This is a genomic window from Parapedobacter deserti (genome assembly GCF_042646065.1).
Taxonomy (GTDB): domain Bacteria; phylum Bacteroidota; class Bacteroidia; order Sphingobacteriales; family Sphingobacteriaceae; genus Parapedobacter; species Parapedobacter deserti.
The window spans coordinates 208,176-227,456 of the sequence record NZ_JBHRTA010000062.1 but is presented as its reverse complement, the minus strand read 5'-3'; the positions used below and the strand labels follow the sequence as shown (position 1 = coordinate 227,456).

Sequence of the window (19,281 nt, the reverse complement as noted above, 5' to 3'; positions counted from 1 at the left end):
CTTTTTTAGTCTAGCGATGCCGTGATCAGCCGCAGAAACTCACTGCGCGTACGTTCGTGAGCAAACTCGCCGGTGAAGGCTGAGGTCGTCGTGACCGAATTTTGCTTTTGCACGCCGCGCATACACATGCAGAGGTGCTTGCATTCGATTACAACGGCTACCCCTGCGGGTTTTAATGTCTCGTGGATGCAGTCGCGAATTTCGTTGGTGAGACGCTCCTGCACTTGGAGGCGTCGGGCGAAAATGTCGACCACACGCGGAATCTTACTCAGGCCAACGATATGGCCGTTGGGAATATACGCTACATGGGCCTTGCCGAAAAAAGGAAGCATATGGTGCTCACACATCGAGTACACTTCAATATCCTTTACCACCACCATTTGGCTGTATTCTTCCTCAAACATGGCGCCGCGCAAGACCTCCGCCGCGTCGAGGTCATAACCGTGCGTAAGGTATTGAAGGGCCTTGGCTACCCGTTCGGGAGTTTTCAGCAGGCCTGCACGGGAAGGATCCTCACCTAATAACTCCAAAATATCGGCATAATGCGCAGCTATGCGGGCTATTTTTTCTGGATTGTAACGGTCGATTTTAACGTACCCCTCAATCTCTTCTTCATGGAGCGAGAAATGATCTTCCATAATTTTGTTCGTTCGTTCGTGTACGAAGTCTGCTACGTACCAAAATATTCTACAGAGTTGTTTTCAGTCTCAACCAACCGTACTGAATGCAACATTACACCCTGCGCTTCGACATGTGGCTTTAGCTGATGGAATATCTCCATGGCCAACACTTCGGTTGACGCCATTTTACCCCGCATGAAATCCACGTCGAGATTGATATTCCGGTGGTCCAGCTTATCGATCACATACTCCATGATAATGTTTTTCAGTTCTTTCAAATCGATTGCAAACCCTGTCTCCGGATTGACTTCGCCCTTTACAGTAACAAAGAGCTCATAATTGTGGCCATGCCAGTTCGGATTAGAACATTTGCCAAATACCGCTTCATTTTGTTCCAATGGCCACTCATCGCGGTATAATTTATGCGCCGCGTTGAACCGTTCGCGCCGTGTGAGAAATATCATAGGCTGCAAAGATACGTTAAATTGATCATTCGTAAATTTACTGTTTCTTTTTTTTACCGATTTACCGGGGCGACAAACTCGAGTCAATTACGTTATGCTGCAACGTTAAGCCCGTTGCCTATTGTTTTAAGCTGAAAGGCAAATGAATTTTATACTTTTGTGACTGTGAAAACCACGCACAGACGCTATTTCATGGAGATTGCTTTTGATGGCGGCGCATACCATGGCTGGCAGACCCAGCCCAATGCGGTGACCGTTCAGGAGCGGCTCGACAAGGTGTTAACTACATTGTTGCGCCAGCCGGTAGACACGGTAGGGTGCGGCCGTACCGATGCCGGCGTGCATGCTAAGCAGTTTTTTGCACATTTTGACGTCGAACATGAGGGTGGCATTGATAATGCTGAAGCTTTCCTTTACCGTGTCAATGCCTTGCTTCCGCGAGATATTGGTGCAAAAAAGCTTATCTTGCTGGAGCCAGGGGTTCATGCGCGGTTCGATGCGGTGATGCGTACCTATGAATATCATGTCCATTTTAGGAAAGATCCGTTTTTGAATGGCCGTTCTTGGCAATTGCGCAGTGTCCCTGACATCGCTGCCATGAACCACGCCGCTGCGATCTTGCTGCAGTATGAAGACTTCTCCTGCTTTAGCAAATCCAACACTCAGGTGCATACCAATATCTGCCGCATCGTAAGGGCCGAATGGCGGTGGACTGACGATGGACAGCAATTGGTGTTCTATATTTCCGCTAACCGTTTTCTCCGCAATATGGTACGCGCAATTGTGGGCACGTTGCTGGATATTGGACGTGGAGAACATGGCCCCGAACACATGCATGCCGTCATTCAGAGTAAAAATCGTTCCGTTGCAGGGACGTCCGTACCAGCGTGTGGCCTCTACCTCACCGAGGTGGTTTATCCCTATCTTTGACCCATGAAGTCTTTTTGCTATTTTTGAAGTAAATTCAGTGGTTATGAATGTGCGGTCACTTCGTCTTCTTCACCTTGTCGTGTTTTCGCTTTTAGCGTGGTCGTGTCAGTCGCCGTCGGGCAGTACTGATGGTAGCAGCCAAGAGGCGGCCCGATATTCGTATACTCCCGTTTTAAAAGATTTTACCATCGTGAGTAAAACGCCCAATTCGGAAATCATAGGAGCCAGACTCTTAAACGACAGGCAACGGGATACGTTGGCGATAACCACGGTGGCCAATGGCATATTCACGCTGGAGGCAAAGCAATTGGCGCTGAAAGAGGTATATTTTTTGGAGATCAAGGGTAAATCGACCCGAAGGGGTACCAGTGGGCTGGATTGGACCGAGTACGTACCTGTCTTCTTCGAGAAGCCCGGGGCAGCGTTGAGCCTCAGCCAACGCTCTTTTGACCATCCGGGTTCCATCAGTAAAACGGAATTTTCAATCGCGGGAGATAGCGATGAGCAACAGCTCCTGAACCGTTGGCAACATGCACTGAACCGCAGGCAGGCCGATATGGAAGAAAAGATGGTACACTACGTCTTGGGCATGTCGGGTTCGGAAAAAGTAGCTGCTGTTGCCGAAAAGGATACCGCTGTTGATGTAACACACCGGTTTATCCAGCAGAGAAAGCCATTGGTGGCCTCCCTGTTTTTAGCGTATGCGTCAAATACGCACCGGAAATACGTTGATGACTATGCGGCATTATATGATACGGTATCGGTGGCAGCTAAACGTACAAAATACGGGATTGATCTTCGCCAACGCCTGGATCGCATCAGTGCTCCTGTCGAGCAGCTCAAACCGACCCAGCTGGCCGCTGTTGATCCCGGATTGCAGCGCCTCGCATGGGACGACTTCGACACGTGCAAATACCTGTTGCTTTCTTTTTGGAACAGCATGGATAAACGTGCTCACACCGTTGTCAAGCAAGTGGAAGACAAGGCCTCCGAGCTCGCCCAGCGGGAGACCGCCGTGATCCACCTCTCGATGGACAGTAAGCTGAGCCAGTGGAAGAAAATGAGCCAGTCCCTGAACTTGCAGCACAATTATAAATTGCGCAACGAGGCACAGCAACCCCTGGTTGATAGGTTATATATGACGGAATTGCCGCGGATGGTATTAATTCAGCCGGGGGGGAAGGTGATTGACGCAGATGTGTCCTTAGATGGGCTTGTGAAACGGCTAGAACGTCTTTGACAAATCGGTGAGTGAAACATATTTGGCAAAGTCGTACTTTTGCAGCTATCCATGAGCGAATCCCAGGTAACAGGAAAGACGTATGACGCGCATCTGCTCCGCAGGATGATGCGCTACGTAAAACCCTATCGGGGTATTTTTATTATTTCGGTATTGCTCACCATTGTGATGGCAGGTGTGGCGCCGGCGTTGCCCATGGTCATTGAGTACACGCTCGACCGGTTTATCCTTCAAAGCGACGTCGCTGGCCTCCGGCTGATGCTGATGCTGATGCTCGGGCTGCTGGTGTTGCAGACCGTGGTCCGTTACTTCCATACCCTGATGACCAGTACGCTGGGTCAATCTGTGATCCGCGATCTGCGCGTAGATGTGTTTAATCATATCACCGGCCTTAGGCTCAAATATTTTGATCGTACGCCTATAGGACGGCTCATCACCCGTACGGTTTCAGATCTCGAAACTATTGCTAACATTTTTTCTGAGGGATTGATTCAAATCATCGGTGATATCCTTCAATTAGTGGTTATCCTCGGCGTGATGTTTTATACTGATTGGAGGTTGACGCTCATTGTGCTGATACCGATGCCGCTGATGCTTGGTGCTACGTATGTCTTCAAAGAGGCGATGAAATCGGCTTTTCAGGATGTGCGCAAATGGGTGGCTAACCTCAATACATTCCTGCAGGAGCATATTTCGGGCATCAGTGTCATTCAGTATTTTGCCCGGGAAGAACAGGAAATGCGCAAGTTCAAGGCGGCCAATGCCGAGCACCGCAACGCGCACATCCGCGCAAATTGGTATTTTTCCATTTTCTTTCCCGTCATCGAAATCATTATGGCCATTGCGCTTGGCCTATTGGTGTGGTACGGATCCAAGCAGGTGCTCGCGGAAGAATTGTCGCCCGGCGTCATCGTCTCCTTTATTATGTATATCAACATGATATTCCGTCCGATACGAGAATTGGTCGATAGGTTCAACACGCTTCAGATGGGTATGGTCAGCGCCGAACGTATTTTCTCCGTGTTGGATACCGAAGAGAAAACCCCGATCATTGGCACCAAGCAACCGGCTCACATCCGCGGCGAAATAGTCTTTGACAAGGTATGGTTTGCCTACGACGATGAAAAATGGGTGCTCAAAGATATCAGCTTCTCCGTCAAACCCGGAGAAACGCTGGCGCTGGTAGGTGCTACAGGGGCGGGCAAGTCATCTACCATCAATATTTTGAGCCGCTTTTATGAAATAAACAAGGGTGCCATACTGCTGGATGGCGTGGACATCCGCGAATACGAACTCAACTACCTGCGCCGCACCATAGCTACGGTATTGCAGGATGTGTTTCTGTTTTCAGATTCCGTGGCTAATAACATCAGCCTCAACGATCCGGCCATCACCCGCGAGCAGATCGTAACGGCGGCCAAGCAGGTCGGCGCACATGAGTTCATCATGCAGTTGCCGGGCGGATACGATTATAAGGTGCAGGAGCGTGGTGCGACATTGTCTTCCGGGCAGGCGCAGTTGATTTCGTTTATCCGTGCTTTCGTGCACGACCCAAGAATTTTGGTGCTGGATGAAGCTACCTCATCCGTTGACACCGAGACTGAAGAGCTTATCCAGCAGGCGATCGACACGCTGATGAAAGGCCGCACGTCCATTGTCATTGCCCATCGGCTTTCGACGATCCAGAAAGCGGACAAGATTATTGTGCTGGACAAAGGCGAACTCAAGGAAATGGGGTCTCACCAGGAGCTGCTGCGGTTCGACGGTTATTACCGGCGGCTATATGACCTCCAATTTCACTCGGCAGGAATATGAAAAAAACCACGGTATGCACCGTGGTTTTTTTCATTTGTAGGCAAATGAATCCGTTGCCTCATATATGCGAGCTCTCAGACTCCGCTGGGAATAAGGCTCGTCTAGTCCAATCCTCTTTTCCGCATCAAATGGATGGGGTCAGGATCTTGGCCTCGGAACCTGCGGTAGAGTTCAGCCGGCTTTTCGGTGCCGCCTTTCTCCAGAACATTCTCACGGAAAGATGCAGCGGTAGCCTGGTCATAAAGCCCCTTTTCCTTGAACGCGGCAAATGCGTCGGCGTCCAGCACTTCAGCCCAGATATAACTATAATATCCTGCGGAATATCCACCGCTAAAGATGTGTTGGAAGTAGGTGCTGCTATGTCGGGGAATAATTTCTTCAATTAGGCCAGCTTTCGCCATGGAAGTTTTCTCGAACTCCTGGGCGGATACCGTAATTGAGTCGGTGATGGTGTGGTAGTCATAATCCAGAATAGATGATGCTAAATACTCCACAGTGGCAAATCCCTGTCCGAACGTACCTGCATTTTCAAGTTTGGCAATCAGTTCATCTGAGATGGGTTCGCCGGTTTCGTAATGCTTAGCATATTCCTTTAGTACGGCTGGGTCTTCGGCCCAGTTCTCCATCACTTGGGAGGGAAGCTCCACAAAATCACGCGATACCGAGGTGCCTGCAAGGCTGCGGTAGTTCACGTTGGACAACAGGCCATGCAGCGCATGGCCGAACTCATGGAATAGCGTGTTGGCCTCATCGAAGGTAAGCAGGGAGGGCTGCTCGCCCACCGGCCGGGTGAAATTACAGACATTCACGATTATAGGAGCCACCCGTTGTCCATTTTCATTATACTGCATACGAAAGGAGCTCATCCACGCGCCTGAGCGTTTGGATTCACGCGGAAAGTAGTCTACATAGAACACACCGATATGGCTGCCATCGGCTTCTAATGCTTCGTATGCTTCAACCTCGGGGTGGTAAATCGGCATATCGTCCAGTTTTCTGAACGATATGCCAAATAGTTTGTTGGCCACGTCAAACGCTCCTTGGCGGACAGCGTCCAAGCTGAAGTAGGGCTGCAATTCCTCCTCGCTGAGGGAAAAACGTTCCTGCCGTATCTTTTCCGCGTAGTACCGCCAGTCATACGGTGCTGCTTTGAAAGATTCGCCCGAAGCTTCGATGGCCTTTTGGACATCGTAAGCCTCTTCCTTTGCTTTTTTAATTGCGGGAGCCCACAGGTCGTCTAGGAGCTTTTTCACATTGGCTGGGTTTTCGGCCATGGCCTCTTCTAGCACATAGTGGGCATGCGTAGGGTACCCCAGCAGGTTGGCTTTCTGCAAGCGAAGGTTCGCGATCTTTATCAAGATCTCACTGTTGTTATATTCGCCGCTACCAGCCCGGTTCTTGTAGGCTTCCCATATTTCCCGGCGGAGATCGCGGTTATCTGCATATTGTAAAAATGGCATCACGCTGGCATTCGATAGTGTAAACACCCATTTGCCATTGTGTCCTTTTGCCTTAGCGGTTTCTGCGGCGGCGGCTTTGACGTTTTCAGGAAGACCGGAAAGGTCCTCTTCCTTGTCAATGACCAGCTCATAGGCATTGACGGCTGCCAGTATATTCTGTCCAAACTGCGTCGTCAATTCAGCCAGTTGGGCATTGATGTCGCGTAGCGTTGCCTTGTCCTCGTCGGACAGGTTGGCGCCGTTGCGCACAAAATTCTTATAGGTACGCTCCAGAAGCATGGTCTGTTCACCATCCAGCCCGAGGCTTTCATGTTGGTCCCAAACAGCTTTAACGCGTTCAAAAAGCTGGGCATTGAGGGTGATGTTGTCCCGGTGTGCGGCCAGTCTGGGCGCTAATTCCTTATCTAGCGCCTGCAGCGTTGGATTGGTAGTTGAAGAGTTGAGGTTGGAAAAAACATAAGATACACGCGTGAGCAGTTCTCCGGCGTTCTCCAGCGCCACGATCGTGTTTTCAAATGTCGGAGCTTCGGCTATGGCCGCGATGGAATCCACTTCAGCCGAATGGCGTTTAAGCGCCTCTTCGTACGCCGGTTTGAAATGCTCATCCTTTATACGGTCAAATGGCGGTACTTCAAACGGTGTGTCATAGGATGCAAAGAACGGGTTATCCGCCGTGGCTTCATGATTCTCGCAGGAAGCAAGTGATCCGATTGAAATCATCAATACAGGTAAAATACGTTTCCGATTCATGGTGTGCTATGTAATGCTAATGGGTAAATAGTGGCAAAGTTAACCAAAAGTTTACGTTTGGACAACTTGCCGTTAGCTGCTTATTCGTTCGGTTTCACCAACGCTAACTGATCCAGTTGGGCCGTGACAAACGCCAGTTCATCCGGCGAAAGTGCTGCGTCGATGGCCTTTGCATTCTGCACGGCTTGTTCGGCATTACGGGCGCCTGCCAGCGCAACGGTGATGCCGGGTTGTGCCAGCGTCCACAGTAATGTTAGTTGGCTGAGAGAGATTTCTTTGCTGTCCGCAATCGGCTTGATCTTCTCTAAGAATATATTGATGCGGCGCAGGTTTTCGGCGCTGAAGAAATAGTTGTTTGCACGGTGATCACCAGCGGCAAACGTGTGTCCGGGCTTCATTTTTCCGGTGAGTAGTCCTCTTTCCATCGGGCTATAGGCCAATATTGACTTATCGTTCTCGATGCAGTACGGCACAAGCTCAGCCTCGATTCCCCGCTTGACCATGCTGTATGGCACCTGGTTGGAAATCACGTCCACATAGTTGGATGCTTCTGCAAGCTGTGCTGCGTTGTAGTTGCATACACCGGCATACCGCACCTTGCCTTGCTGTATGAGCTGAGCCACCGCTTCCATGGACTCCTGAATTGGGGTGGTGCTGTCAGGCCAGTGAATCTGATAGAGGTCGATATAATCGGTACGCAACCGACGCAGGCTATCTTCGCATTCCTTGACGATGCTCTCCCTGCCGGCGTATTTATAGATCTCGATGGCTCTGCCTGAATTGTCATTGCTGCGGAATGCAAAGTCGCCTTTAGCAAGGTCCCAACGCATGCCGTATTTGGTCAGGATGAATACCTTGTCGCGCGGAATACCGTCGACAGCCTCGCCAACGATTTCCTCACTGGTACCCTGCCCATAAATCGGTGCAGTGTCAATTGTGTTTACGCCTAAGTCGTAAGATGCCCTAATGGCATCGATGGCATCCTTCCGCTCTGTGCCGCCCCACATCCAGCCCCCGGCAGCCCATGCACCGAAGGTAATCACCGATAAGTCCAACTCGGTTCCTGCTAATTTTCTGTATTGCATAGTTATTTATTTTGTAAGCATAATGCTAATTTTCTCTTAGTCGTCCGCCGTCCCCTTGGCGGTGTAAATCTAGCCCCAGTGTGGCATCCGTACCTTCCCCCACGCCGAGGGCAGCGAATTTAATCTGATAGTGCCCTCACCCGGCTGACCTCCGCTGCCGAAATCGTATCGGCGCGGTTGCCGAAGCTTTTGCGGATGTAAGACAGGACGCCAGCGATTTCTTCGTCACTCAAAAACGCATTGGCGGGCATGGCATTGCTGTAAACCATGCCATTCACTTCTAATCCGTCATTGGAGCCATTGAGCACGATTCGGATTAGTCGTTCTTTGTCGCCCGTCACATAGTCCGTATGGGCAAGCGGAGGGTTTAAGTTGGGGACACCTAATCCGTTTGATTGGTGGCAGGTGGCGCAATATTGGTCATACACCAGCTTGCCAAGCTCCATGTTAGCCGTCATTGCGGTGGTGTCCGCTTGTCCTGCCGTCGCGGTCGGCTTTTGAGCCGTTGCCTTATCTTGTGATTTCTCATGATCGTCCTGTTGGCGCTGCCCGCAGCTGGCCGCTGACACCAGCCAAAGCCCCATCAACAGGCATCGGTTATTTGCCACCCGCATAGACAATCCGGAATATCGTGCCGTTGACGCTGTCCGAGACATAAAGAGAGCCGTCCGGTCCCTCGGCTAGCCCGCATGGGCGGTGCCTGGCGTCACCGGGACCAGCGACAGTATCCGCCCCCGCAAACCCATCGGCAAACACTTCCCAATCGCCGCTGGGCTGTCCATCTTTAAATGGGACAAATGCAACCATGTACCCTTGTTGTTCAGGAGCCCTGTTCCAAGAGCCATGAAATGCTATGAACGCACCGTTTTTGTACCGCTCGGGAAACTGATCCCCAGTATAGAAGAGTAGGGCATTGGGGGCAATGTGGCCGGGGAAGGCAACCACGGGATCCAGGACATCTTCGCCGCCCTCCTGTTTGCCATCACCCCCGTATTCGGGGTTGACAATGTTCTTCTTTTGGTGATGGTCATAGTACACATAAGGCCATCCGGCATCGGCGCCCCTGTTTAACCGGTACATTGCTTCAGATGGTAAATCGATTCCCACTTCGGGATCATACAGGTCTGGATAGAAGTCGTGAAGGTTGTCCCGACCATGCTGCATCACAAAAAGCGCTCCAGCTTCTTGGTTCCAGTCGAGGCCCACGACGTTGCGCAATCCGGTAGCATAGCGTTCGCCATCGCCGTAGCTTTGCCTCATCCCGTCTGCACGGAATTGCCAGATACCTCCAGCGGAATCGAGGATCGGGCAGGGTTGCATGCCCGGCGAACCAAATGTCCGGTCTTTCTCCTGGCACACGTTGGAGTAAGCTCCGATGTTGACGTAGATATTGCCGGCATCATCCAGCGTTATCGATTTTGAATTGTGCTGACGGCGGTCGATCAGGCCCGTGACAACGGTGTCAGGGGCATTGGGGTTAACCACCCGACCGTTGTCATCCAGTTCATAGCGAAAGACTTCACTGTTGGAAGACGCATACAGGTAACCATCTTTGATAAAAATGCCTGTGCCACCGTAATCTCCAAAACCGGTCTGCTCATCGGCTCTGCCATCCCCATCCGTATCAGAAAGCATAATGATGCCCTCGCCGTTTACCGGCCGCTGCAGTTTGACGAAAACGTCACCTTTTGCATTAACCACGAGATGCCGTGCCGAACCGATACTGTCTGCCACCTTCAAAGCACCGAAGCCATCTGGCAGTGCCAAGCCGGCGTTGTCTGCATCGGTTTCGATTGTATTGCCACCCGAATTGCAGGATACGATAGCCAGTCCCAGCGCACAAGCCAAGAACCAGCTTTTTTTTAGTTGATTTGCCATGTCGTTTATTTCGTTTGTAGTGAGCGAAAGCCCGCTTGTATTGACCTATGCCGCAACAAAAATGAAGGTTTTAACCAGCATTTTCAACGGCTCGGTTGTTAATGCGCTTCGAAAATAATAAACATTGCAGGATTGTTACGCATTGGTAAGGTAAATACAGGGCAATCTCATTTAAACAATGCCTAATGATAAACCGTTTAAGGCTGCATCGGTATGTCTGCACTAATTATATAATAGCGGGTGTGCCACTGTGTTTCGCCCGTTTTCTTGAAAAGAGCGCTGTGATTTGGATGCGTACGATGGCTTTCAGGTTATTGCACAAATTTCGTATTTTTGCAAAGGCTATCATCCGTCTGGAATGATACGCATTTTCGCCGTTTACAAGCCAAAAGCCCGTTAAAGTCCGTTTAACTCCGTTCGGATGCCGTTGTATCTATGGTGGCCCTACGCTGTACCTCCATCGACTCTACATGAGACCTACCCCCGATGCGCACTAACCATGCCATTCGTATGTGTGATGAGGATAGTTAAGGACATTCGGATAATAAATGCTTGTGGCGTGCATAGGGCCTGAATAAGATTAGCCTGGCACCTCCCGGATATCCTTCACAGTTAAGCGTGATGTTTGCCGGCACTCGGTGCTTCGTCCCACATTTTGCGGCTTTCGTCCCAATTTGTAAGGTACTTATCCCATCGCGCCTATTTTTGCGCCATGACGGCATTGACTGTAACAATTTGGTTCTCAATCCGTCCTAACTATGGATATCCGAATGTGATGGAGAAACTGACACGATTCTTTTGGTGGTGCTGCGGCGTACACCAAGCTACTTTGGCAAAATACCCAGCTGAGCATAGCAAATACGTAGGCATTGGTGCGACTATTTTTTTCACTGGGTTATTTGCGGCGCTGTCCGGCGGATATGCGTTGTATTTCGTATTCAGCGGTGGCGAGTTTGCGGCGTTGTTTGCGCTGTTATTCGGGCTATTATGGGGCTTGGCAATCTTTAATATGGATCGCTATATCGTATGCAGTATCAACAAGAATGCTACCGCTTCCCGGCAGTTCCTGCAAGCTACTCCACGTATCTTGCTGGCCGTGCTTATCGGCATCGTCATCGCGCGACCACTGGAACTGAAAGTGTTCGACAAAGAAATCCGTGATCAGCTGCGCGTCACTTATCTCGACCGCCAACGTGCCAGTATCGACACGCTTAACAAAGCGTTTGACAGCAAATATGCAATCGAGCTCGAAAAGCTGACCGAATTTAAAACGGAACGGGACTCCTTGGAAGCTTCCATCAAAGCCGACCGCCACAAATTGAAACTGGAAACATTCGGTGAAAAAACCGTAGAGACTTCCGGTATCGTAGGCTATGGCCCTTATGCCAAGCAACGGCAAGCTGATCTTGAAAAGCAGGAGCGATATCTAGATACACTTAGGGCATCTGTCCGGCAACAGGAAGCCTATATTGCGCAACGCAAACAATTTGAAGGCCTGCTGGATGAACAATTGCTAACCGGTGTCCAGCTTGACAGTGCGGTAAACATTGCCGGATTTGCCGACCGCAATGCCGCACTTGGTGACCTTAAATACCATGCCGATGGAAGCGTAAACAGCGCCAATTATTGGTCCATCACGTTTATCATGCTGCTGTTCATCTTCTTCGAGTGCCTACCGGTATTCGTGAAACTGATGAGTGCGCGGGACGCATACGACATTGCGCTACAGAGCCAGCTAACCATTGATAACCATCGTTCTGGCACAGACCGCGATGCCGAAATAGCCATCATAGACGGCGTGCATGACACACGGGTACAGCAAGCCATTGCAAAACGTAAAGCGCAATTGTGGGAAAATGAACCGGTATAGTTTTAGCCTTTCATCACATATCCCGTTATGTTCATCCCATTTTGTTGCCGCCCCTTCGTACATTGGCGTTCTTTGTTGAAAAACGCTCAGCTATGAAACTCAACCGTATTGAAATTATTTCGGCCACTGGTATTTACCTGTTCATCCTTATCCTTTTCTTTAGTAACCAAAACCAGCATGGTGGGCTTCGGATGGCCGCTTCGTGGATGGGGTATGCCAGTGTGGTTTATTGTGCTTATCTGGTTTTTACTCAATGGATCTCGCCCGTATTTTTCAGGAGAAAACGTATTGAGGCGGGCATCGCTATCACCTTGCTGCTGTTCTTTGGAGTGTGGATAGGACTGTCTACCTGTGCTTGGATGATGGCGCATTATGGTAGGCGTGACAACTTTTGGCAATATTTGCCTCAAGGGCTTTCTTTAGGCGGCGCTTTACTAGTATTACTGCTTCTTTTCGTCTATGAAGGCTTCAAACGATTGATACGTTATTCGCAAAACAAAAGAAAGACCGTCGCCACTCGTATTGCCCAAGAGAGCTTGGTTATCCTAGGTGGGGGAACCTTAATTTTCTTGATGCTTCTGACGCTTAAACAAGATCTTGCAGCCCTGTGGCTATCTGCTGTACCCTACGCGTACTTGCTTTACGCACTAAATATTTACTGGCTGTTGCCTTACTGCGAGCGAAAAGGATTAGTTTACATACCTCTGGCTATTGGGCTATCATTTGTGGTGTTTATTCCTTTCGGCTGCCTTTTCATCGCAATTGCGAACTTAAATAGCAATGTATACTTTGTAGAATGGTTCTGCCTCACATTAATTGTCTTACCCCTATCATATTACCTTTATCATCGGCAAAAAGGTCGCCTTGCCCAATTGTTCACCCTGCAGACGGAACTTGGTCAGGCATCTGCAGGGCTCCACTTTTTGCGCTCGCAGATTAATCCACACTTCCTATTTAATATTCTCAACACCTTGTATGGTACCGCATTGCAAGAAAAGGCCGAGCGCACTTCTTCAGGTATCCAAAAGTTGGGTGATATGATGCGCTTTATGTTGCATGAGAACAATCAAGACCGCATCTTGCTGGCGCGGGAAATAGAATATTTACGCAATTACATTGACCTCCAACAACTGCGTACGGCCAGCTCATCGGTCATCACGGTTGATAGTGACATCAAGGACGTGATAGAGGGCAGCTACATTGCGCCCATGTTGCTTATCCCGTTTGTAGAAAATGCATTTAAACACGGTATCAGCCTGCAAGATAAGTCATGGATAAAAATTAGTCTTTACGAATCCGATGACAAGCTCTATTTCGATGTATATAACAGCATTCACCGCAAAAAGGAAGACGATCCAGAACGTCGGCATACCGGCATCGGGCTGGAAAACGTGAAACAGCGGTTGGCTATGTTGTACGCAGGTACACATGAATTGATCGTTCGGGAGAGTAAGCAAGAATTTTTTGTGCATTTGACCGTTCACTTATCCTAACGCGATGATGGATTTTGTTTTATCTTTGATTCAAACAACGCCAAGCTGTGATTACCGCCATTGCCATAGACGACGAACCCATCGCGCTTGACGTGGTGGCGAACCATGCGGCCAAGGTGCCGTTTTTGGAGCTGCAAGCGTCCTTCACCAATGCCTTTGAAGCGATGGACCACCTTCGGCAATATCCGGTCGATCTATTATTTCTTGATATTAAGATGCCCGACATCTCAGGCATCGAATTTTTCCGGAGCCTCAGCAAGAAGCCGTTGGTCGTTTTCACTACAGCCTACTCTGAACACGCTGTGGCAGGCTTTGAGTTGGATGCGGTAGATTACCTGCTTAAGCCTTTTTCATTGGCCCGCTTCCTCAAGGCGTGCAATAAGGTGCAGGAGTGGCTGAAGTTACGTGGCACCAATGGCAACATTCCCGCCTACTTCTTTGTCAAGACCGGGTATGATCAGGTCAAGATTGCTTTTGAAGATATCGATTATTTGGAGGCTACTGGAAATTACGTCAATTTCGTCCTTAGAGACCGTCATATCCTTAGCCGCATGACGATCACCGAGTGTGAAGAGTTATTGCCCCAAGACCGATTCATACGCATTCACCGCTCGTTCATTGCATCCATTGCCCATGTACAGAAAATCGAACGTCATCAGTTGACGGTAAACGGAAGCATACTGCCGATAGGTGCTTCGTATATGACAGCCACCAAGCGGCTTTCCGAAAAATCATAATCCCGACTGTTCGTTTTCGTACATTCACTGCACGATATCGAACAAGCTCCGTTGGACCACCATTTGCAATCTCTTTGTTATCTTGAAGTTATAAGTTTGGCGTTGATTATGTATGCAACCATGCCAAAACGGCATAACAAAATGGTTGACAACATACGTTACTTACTTTATTGCTTAGGCATGGCGTTTGGACTGGCTGGCCAACCGGCTATTGCACAAGACACACTCACCCTCGAAAACTGTATACGATTGGCTTTGCAGCAGAACCTTGAGGTTCAGCAGAGCCGTATCCGCACGCAAAGTCAAGCCATTGAAATGAGGCAGGCAAGGCATAACTTACTGCCTGACTTGAATGCGAACTTGGGTCATTACTTTGAGGTGGGGCGTGCCATCGACCCGGAAACCAACCAGTACCTGAATAATGTGACCAACCGGTACGGGGGGCAGGGCATCAACAGCTCTTTAGTATTATTTGATGGACTGCGAATGTTTCACAACATCACCCAGCAAGCTTATGCTTATCGTGCCACGCAATATGACGAGCAATATGCCAAAGAGCAGGTGGCACTCAGTGTGACCACTGCCTATATCCAGGCGCTCGCCGCAAGGGATGTCGTCGCTCAGGTGGATAGCTTGGTTGCCGTGACCCGCCGCCAAGTGGAGCGCCGAACGCTACTTTTTGAGCAGGGAGCTGAGGCACCCGCCGACTACTATGACCTAAAAGGACAATATGCCAATGACCTGAACAATTTAAATCAAGCAAGAGTTAGCTTCAACGAACAGCTAACGACGCTTTTCCAACTGATCAATCGCCCTTATAACGGCAATGTCCGACTCGTTTCTCTTCAGGAGCTACCCCTGGCAAGCGGAAGTGTCCATTCGGGCGATGCGCTGTATCAAGCCGCTTCCGAACGTTTGAGCATCATCAAAGCCGCAGAACAATGGGCGGAGCAAGCGCGGTTCGGGCTGAAGGCGGCACGTTCGTCTTACTTTCCGTCGCTCGCCGTGCGCGCGGGGTTATCAAGCAGCTACATACACGGAAACGGGGCTTATATCGATCAGGTGAGAGACCGTATTGGACAAAACCTCGGGTTCACGCTCTCAATACCGATCTTCAACAGGCTCCAGGTGCGCAACAATGTCGCCCAGGCAAAGCTAAACTTGCTTGATGCCGAGAATGTGGCCCAGACGCGCCGAAACGAATTGCAGCAAACCACCAGTCAGGTGCTGTTCAACCTTGATGCGGCTAAGACGGAGTATAAAAACCTGCTGGAACAGGTGGAAAACTATGCCGAATCATTCCGTATCGCTGAAGTGCGCTTTAACGCCGGAGCAATTAATTCCGTGGAATACCTGATTGCCAAAAACAAGCTCGACAACGCTAGCGCAAACCTTGTGATTGCCCGCTACCGGTGGCATCTCCGCCAACGCGTGGTGGATTATTACAATGGCGAAATGGCGCTCGATCACTGAAAGGACCACCGTTCCCTGCCAATGTTGGGATTATAGGGCAGTTCTCCGGCGTTCCAATCCGGAGGTTCCGCCTTCAACAAGTGTCTGACGAAGAAATCACGCTTTTTCATCCGCCCGAAAGGGCCGCCGTCGCTATGGCCCATGCCCGGTATGGATAAGAAATCGAAAGTCTTGCCTGCCTTTATCAGTGCATCGGCAACGCGGTGGGATGATTCCGGCGGCACGTTGGTGTCTGCCTCGCCGACGATCAACAGCAGCTTGCCGTTCAGTTTGCGTGCGTTGGCCACCGTGGCGCACGACTGGGCTTCGTAATGTTTCCCCACGGGATAGCCCATCCACTGTTCATTCCACCACTGCTTATCTACGCGGTTGTCATAGCAACCGTTGGCCGCCACTCCGGCTTTGTAGAAATGCGGCTGGAACAGTAGTGCCGAAACGGTGTTTTGCCCACCTGCTGACGTACCGTATAGGCCAACCCGTGTGGTATCCACAAACGGATATTTTTCGGCCAATGCTTTAATCCACCGGATGCGGTCGGGATAGCCGGCATCAGCGATGTTTTGCCAACATACGTCGTGGAACGATTTGGAACGGTTGGCTGTACCCATACCGTCTATCATGACCACGATAAAGCCCAGTTCGGCGAGACTCTGCATTTCGCTGTACGGCACGAAGGATTTGGGTACAAATGAATCATGCGGCCCGGCATAGATGTTTTCAAGTACCGGGTATTTCTTGGATGGATCATAGTCAGATGGTTTGCTCACGATGCCCCAGATATCGGTGATGCCATCGCGCCCCTTAGCTACGAATACTTCCGGCGGCGTGGCACCGCTTTGTTGGTATGAATCGCTTAGCACGGCTTTTTCCAACACGGCTACTTCCTTCCCGTCTTTGCTACGACGGAGCTTAGTCACCGGAAGTTTGTTTACCGTCGAATATGTGTCGATAAAATACGCGCCGCTCGGCGAAAAAGTCACGCTGTGATGGCCCGGCTCCGGTGTCAACTCAGTGAGTTGATTCCCGTCAAAGCCAATGCGGTAATAATGGACATGATAAGGGTCCTCTCCGGCATTCATTCCACCCGCGGTAAACAAGATCTGTTTTTTTTCCGCGTCTACCTCAATGACATCCCGTACCACCCATTCCCCTCTGGTGATGGGCTTCTCTATGCCGGTGATCAGGTCTACCAAGTAAAGATGCCTCCACCCGTTCTTTTCGGAGGTACGGATCAGCAGGTTGCTCCCTTTGGGATAGTACGTGTACTGCCGGTCATGATAGATGAAGGTACTGCTCCGCTCGTCCACGACGGCACGTGTGTTCCCGGTATGCGCATCCACCTCGATGACCCGGAAACGCTGATGCCCTCGGTCGAACTTTTCATAGGTAAAGTGCCGGGCGTCCCCGTGTCGCCATCGAAGCAACGGCGCGGCGCTGGGAAAGTCTATGGTCTCTGTGGCTACCCTGATCGCGGTACGCTTATCAAGAGGAAATAGAAATAAATCGTAAGTAGTAAAGGGGTCGCCCGGCTGTTTATAGGGACGGGACACCAGTTGGCCCCGCGTCGTTTTCGGAACCGCCGATAAAACAAAATGGACTAATGAATCCTGCACTGGGTAGGTACGGTAACCCGCCAGGTATTTACTATCAGGACTCCACGCGATCGCACCATAGGGATTTTCTCGGGTGCCGTCTGACGTAAACTGGACAATATCACCGTCGCTTAGCCGCTTGGCAAAAAGGTTGCCGTTTGCCAAATAGGCCTCCCACTGCTTGTCGGGCGACACGCGGCCTCCACGGAAATCTGCAGGGCCCCGCTGTTGCGGCTGCCGCCTTTCTTGGCCATCAGCCTTGTTCGCAACGGTCATGGCTGCTATTTCAGCTTTGTTTAGCGGACGCTTCTTCCCTGTCTTCGCAACTACATGAACGTATTCGGTAGTACCGTCCGGTAGGAGGTTTGGGTACCAGAAAGATTGCTCGTCTGAAGACCAATGAGCAGTCACCGTTGACTTAAAAACTGCGTTGCGGGTAAGACTATCCATCATGGCGGCATGTCTGTAACGCGCAACAATTTCGTCATGCGAGGGATAGAAAGGAGTCTGGCCCATGAGTGGGGATATACCAAGCCATAGCGCTATCCAAAACGTGTAGCGTATTTTCTGTGATTGGTGCATGATGGTAATCATTAGAACTAGCAAAAATACGTTAACCGATGCCATGAGTTACACCGCATTTTAACTTAAAATTTACCGGTATTCGCCAGCGCCCACCTGCTGCCCGCCCCTGCCTTGCCGCATTGCCCTTCGTAAAGAAATGAAATCCGGGACAAGGACAATCTTGAGTTCCGCTGTTCGTAAGCCGCTGGAATAGCGGCTATCGGTAGCGATGAAACCGGGTAACTTCCAGTCCCACGCTGCTACCTGCCGGATATTGGCCTGGCTTTAGATTAAAAACATGCAAGCGCAGTGCGCCTCTCTGCACTATAAGCTCTTCATAAAAGCCTTTGAACAGCGCATCCAGCACCTCAAATCCATCATTCGGCTGATCGTTAGATAAGACAAACCATTCGGGGTGGATGGTGATAGCCGTATCAGCCTGTATGCCCAGCTCGTTGGCTTCTTCCGGGGTAAGGGTGTTGCTCCGCGCCAGCAAGCGGGCCACATAGGTATCGGGAGGTTCTTGATACAACGAAGTTGGGGTGCCGCTTGCCAGCAATAGACCTTCTTTCATAATTAATAGCTGCTGAGCCATGGACAGGACTTCCGCAGGGTCGTGTGATACTAACACCACGGTGATGCCAGTTTCGTGTACGATGGCGTTAATATCTTGCTGTAGGGTCTCCCTGAACGAGGCATCCACCTGGTTGAAGGGTTCGTCCATCAGCAGCACTTCGGGTTCATTGACCAAAGCCCGTGCAATGGCGACACGCTGCTTTTCGCCGCCGCTTAAATCGGCTATGCGCTGCGTGGTAAGGTGCGCTAACCGCAAGCGCTGGAGGACCGCTTCGGTTTTACCCACCTTGGCGTCCAAATCAGTGTTGGGCAATTGTGAAGCTACGTTGTCCCAGACATTGGCGTAGGTGTTTAAATCATCGAAACCCTGCGATACCATGCGCATGGCGTCGTGGCCTGGGATAAGTTTTTCCCGTGGATTCGGTATACGCCAGCCACGGTACCGTACTTCACCTTCATCGGGTTCCAGCAAGCCGTAGATCAGCTTCAACAGGGTGCTTTTGCCGCTTCCGCTTTCGCCGACGATAGCGGTAACCTCGCCCTCATTAATGCCGAAATTCAGTCCACGGACGGCCGTAATCTGTTCCTTGCCCTGGAAAAAGCGGCTCAGCTTTTCGCCGTGAATCAATGGCAGGCCTACGCGCTGCACATCATTGGGCACCGAGCAAGACGGAGGAGCTGTGGGGGTTACTGCCATAAAAAAGCCGCCCTGATACCGATCGGGACGGCACAAA

At 50.5% G+C, this 19,281-nt stretch carries 15 protein-coding genes; 7 read left to right on the top strand and 8 right to left on the bottom strand.

Annotated elements, in window-relative coordinates:
* Positions 1 to 5 precede the first annotated feature (5 nt).
* Complete coding sequence (gene folE / locus ACFOET_RS21160) at positions 6 to 638, bottom strand: GTP cyclohydrolase I FolE (protein ID WP_379026477.1); 633 nt, start codon at positions 636 to 638, stop codon at positions 6 to 8.
* A 32-nt stretch (positions 639 to 670) separates the two neighbouring features.
* A complete protein-coding gene (locus tag ACFOET_RS21155) occupies positions 671 to 1,084 on the bottom strand; it encodes a 6-pyruvoyl trahydropterin synthase family protein (RefSeq protein WP_379026475.1) in 414 nt (137 codons plus the stop codon).
* 165 nt (positions 1,085 to 1,249) lie between these two features.
* Between ACFOET_RS21155 and truA the strand changes: the two genes are divergently transcribed.
* The 3 genes from truA to ACFOET_RS21140 are packed head-to-tail and all read left to right on the top strand — an operon-like array spanning position 1,250 to position 5,069.
* Positions 1,250 to 2,014, top strand: coding sequence for a tRNA pseudouridine(38-40) synthase TruA (gene truA, locus ACFOET_RS21150; protein WP_379026473.1), 765 nt, complete (start codon positions 1,250 to 1,252; stop codon positions 2,012 to 2,014).
* 43 nt (positions 2,015 to 2,057) lie between these two features.
* Positions 2,058 to 3,254: a thioredoxin family protein gene (locus ACFOET_RS21145; protein WP_379026471.1), complete on the top strand. Its 1,197-nt coding sequence runs from the start codon at positions 2,058 to 2,060 to the stop codon at positions 3,252 to 3,254.
* Positions 3,255 to 3,305: 51 nt separating this feature from the next.
* Entirely contained in the window at positions 3,306 to 5,069 is a 1,764-nt protein-coding gene (locus ACFOET_RS21140; protein WP_379026469.1) for an ABC transporter ATP-binding protein, read from the top strand.
* 101 nt (positions 5,070 to 5,170) lie between these two features.
* Here ACFOET_RS21140 and ACFOET_RS21135 read toward each other — a convergent pair whose 3' ends face one another.
* From ACFOET_RS21135 to ACFOET_RS21120, 4 genes are all read right to left on the bottom strand, one after another.
* The gene (locus tag ACFOET_RS21135; RefSeq protein WP_379026467.1) at positions 5,171 to 7,279 is read right to left on the bottom strand and encodes a M3 family metallopeptidase; all 2,109 of its coding nucleotides are present in this window, start codon (positions 7,277 to 7,279) and stop codon (positions 5,171 to 5,173) included.
* Between the two features lie 80 nt (positions 7,280 to 7,359).
* On the bottom strand, positions 7,360 to 8,364 hold the full coding sequence (locus tag ACFOET_RS21130) for an aldo/keto reductase (RefSeq protein WP_379026465.1): 1,005 nt from the start codon (positions 8,362 to 8,364) through the stop codon (positions 7,360 to 7,362).
* Positions 8,365 to 8,483: 119 nt separating this feature from the next.
* Entirely contained in the window at positions 8,484 to 8,972 is a 489-nt protein-coding gene (locus ACFOET_RS21125; protein ID WP_379026463.1) for a c-type cytochrome, read from the bottom strand.
* Positions 8,962 to 10,242 (bottom strand): PQQ-dependent sugar dehydrogenase, encoded by a 1,281-nt coding sequence (locus ACFOET_RS21120; RefSeq protein WP_379026461.1) that lies wholly within the window; start codon positions 10,240 to 10,242, stop codon positions 8,962 to 8,964. Before ACFOET_RS21120 ends, ACFOET_RS21125 begins: the two co-directional genes overlap by 11 nt.
* A gap of 775 nt (positions 10,243 to 11,017) precedes the next feature.
* Between ACFOET_RS21120 and ACFOET_RS21115 the strand changes: the two genes are divergently transcribed.
* From ACFOET_RS21115 to ACFOET_RS21100, 4 genes are all read left to right on the top strand, one after another.
* Positions 11,018 to 12,112, top strand: a complete 1,095-nt coding sequence (locus ACFOET_RS21115) for a DUF4407 domain-containing protein (protein ID WP_379026459.1) — start codon at positions 11,018 to 11,020, stop codon at positions 12,110 to 12,112.
* Between the two features lie 92 nt (positions 12,113 to 12,204).
* Complete coding sequence (locus tag ACFOET_RS21110) at positions 12,205 to 13,605, top strand: sensor histidine kinase (RefSeq protein WP_379026457.1); 1,401 nt, start codon at positions 12,205 to 12,207, stop codon at positions 13,603 to 13,605.
* 47 nt (positions 13,606 to 13,652) lie between these two features.
* Positions 13,653 to 14,342: a LytR/AlgR family response regulator transcription factor gene (locus tag ACFOET_RS21105; protein WP_379026455.1), complete on the top strand. Its 690-nt coding sequence runs from the start codon at positions 13,653 to 13,655 to the stop codon at positions 14,340 to 14,342.
* A gap of 141 nt (positions 14,343 to 14,483) precedes the next feature.
* Positions 14,484 to 15,815: a TolC family protein gene (locus ACFOET_RS21100; RefSeq protein ID WP_379026453.1), complete on the top strand. Its 1,332-nt coding sequence runs from the start codon at positions 14,484 to 14,486 to the stop codon at positions 15,813 to 15,815.
* On the opposite strand, the gene ACFOET_RS21095 is transcribed toward ACFOET_RS21100, so the two are convergent.
* Positions 15,809 to 18,001 carry a S9 family peptidase gene (locus ACFOET_RS21095; RefSeq protein ID WP_379026451.1) on the bottom strand — a complete coding sequence of 731 codons (2,193 nt, stop codon included), beginning with the start codon at positions 17,999 to 18,001 and terminating at the stop codon, positions 15,809 to 15,811. The two genes, ACFOET_RS21100 and ACFOET_RS21095, sit on opposite strands and share 7 nt — an antisense overlap.
* Positions 18,002 to 18,188: 187 nt before the next feature.
* On the bottom strand, positions 18,189 to 19,244 hold the full coding sequence (locus tag ACFOET_RS21090) for an ABC transporter ATP-binding protein (protein ID WP_379026449.1): 1,056 nt from the start codon (positions 19,242 to 19,244) through the stop codon (positions 18,189 to 18,191).
* Positions 19,245 to 19,281 lie beyond the last annotated feature (37 nt).

Excerpts from the sequence above, each read along its gene's own strand:
- folE (WP_379026477.1), bottom strand. The coding sequence starts at position 638 with ATGGAAGATCATTTCTCGCTCCATGAAGAAGAGATTGAGGGGTACGTT.
- ACFOET_RS21155 (WP_379026475.1), bottom strand. The coding sequence starts at position 1,084 with ATGATATTTCTCACACGGCGCGAACGGTTCAACGCGGCGCATAAATTA.
- ACFOET_RS21145 (WP_379026471.1), top strand. The coding sequence starts at position 2,058 with ATGAATGTGCGGTCACTTCGTCTTCTTCACCTTGTCGTGTTTTCGCTT.
- ACFOET_RS21140 (WP_379026469.1), top strand. The coding sequence starts at position 3,306 with ATGAGCGAATCCCAGGTAACAGGAAAGACGTATGACGCGCATCTGCTC.
- ACFOET_RS21135 (WP_379026467.1), bottom strand. The coding sequence starts at position 7,279 with ATGAATCGGAAACGTATTTTACCTGTATTGATGATTTCAATCGGATCA.
- ACFOET_RS21130 (WP_379026465.1), bottom strand. The coding sequence starts at position 8,364 with ATGCAATACAGAAAATTAGCAGGAACCGAGTTGGACTTATCGGTGATT.
- ACFOET_RS21120 (WP_379026461.1), bottom strand. The coding sequence starts at position 10,242 with ATGGCAAATCAACTAAAAAAAAGCTGGTTCTTGGCTTGTGCGCTGGGA.
- ACFOET_RS21115 (WP_379026459.1), top strand. The coding sequence starts at position 11,018 with ATGGAGAAACTGACACGATTCTTTTGGTGGTGCTGCGGCGTACACCAA.
- ACFOET_RS21110 (WP_379026457.1), top strand. The coding sequence starts at position 12,205 with ATGAAACTCAACCGTATTGAAATTATTTCGGCCACTGGTATTTACCTG.
- ACFOET_RS21100 (WP_379026453.1), top strand. The coding sequence starts at position 14,484 with ATGGTTGACAACATACGTTACTTACTTTATTGCTTAGGCATGGCGTTT.
- ACFOET_RS21095 (WP_379026451.1), bottom strand. The coding sequence starts at position 18,001 with ATGATTACCATCATGCACCAATCACAGAAAATACGCTACACGTTTTGG.
- ACFOET_RS21090 (WP_379026449.1), bottom strand. The coding sequence starts at position 19,244 with ATGGCAGTAACCCCCACAGCTCCTCCGTCTTGCTCGGTGCCCAATGAT.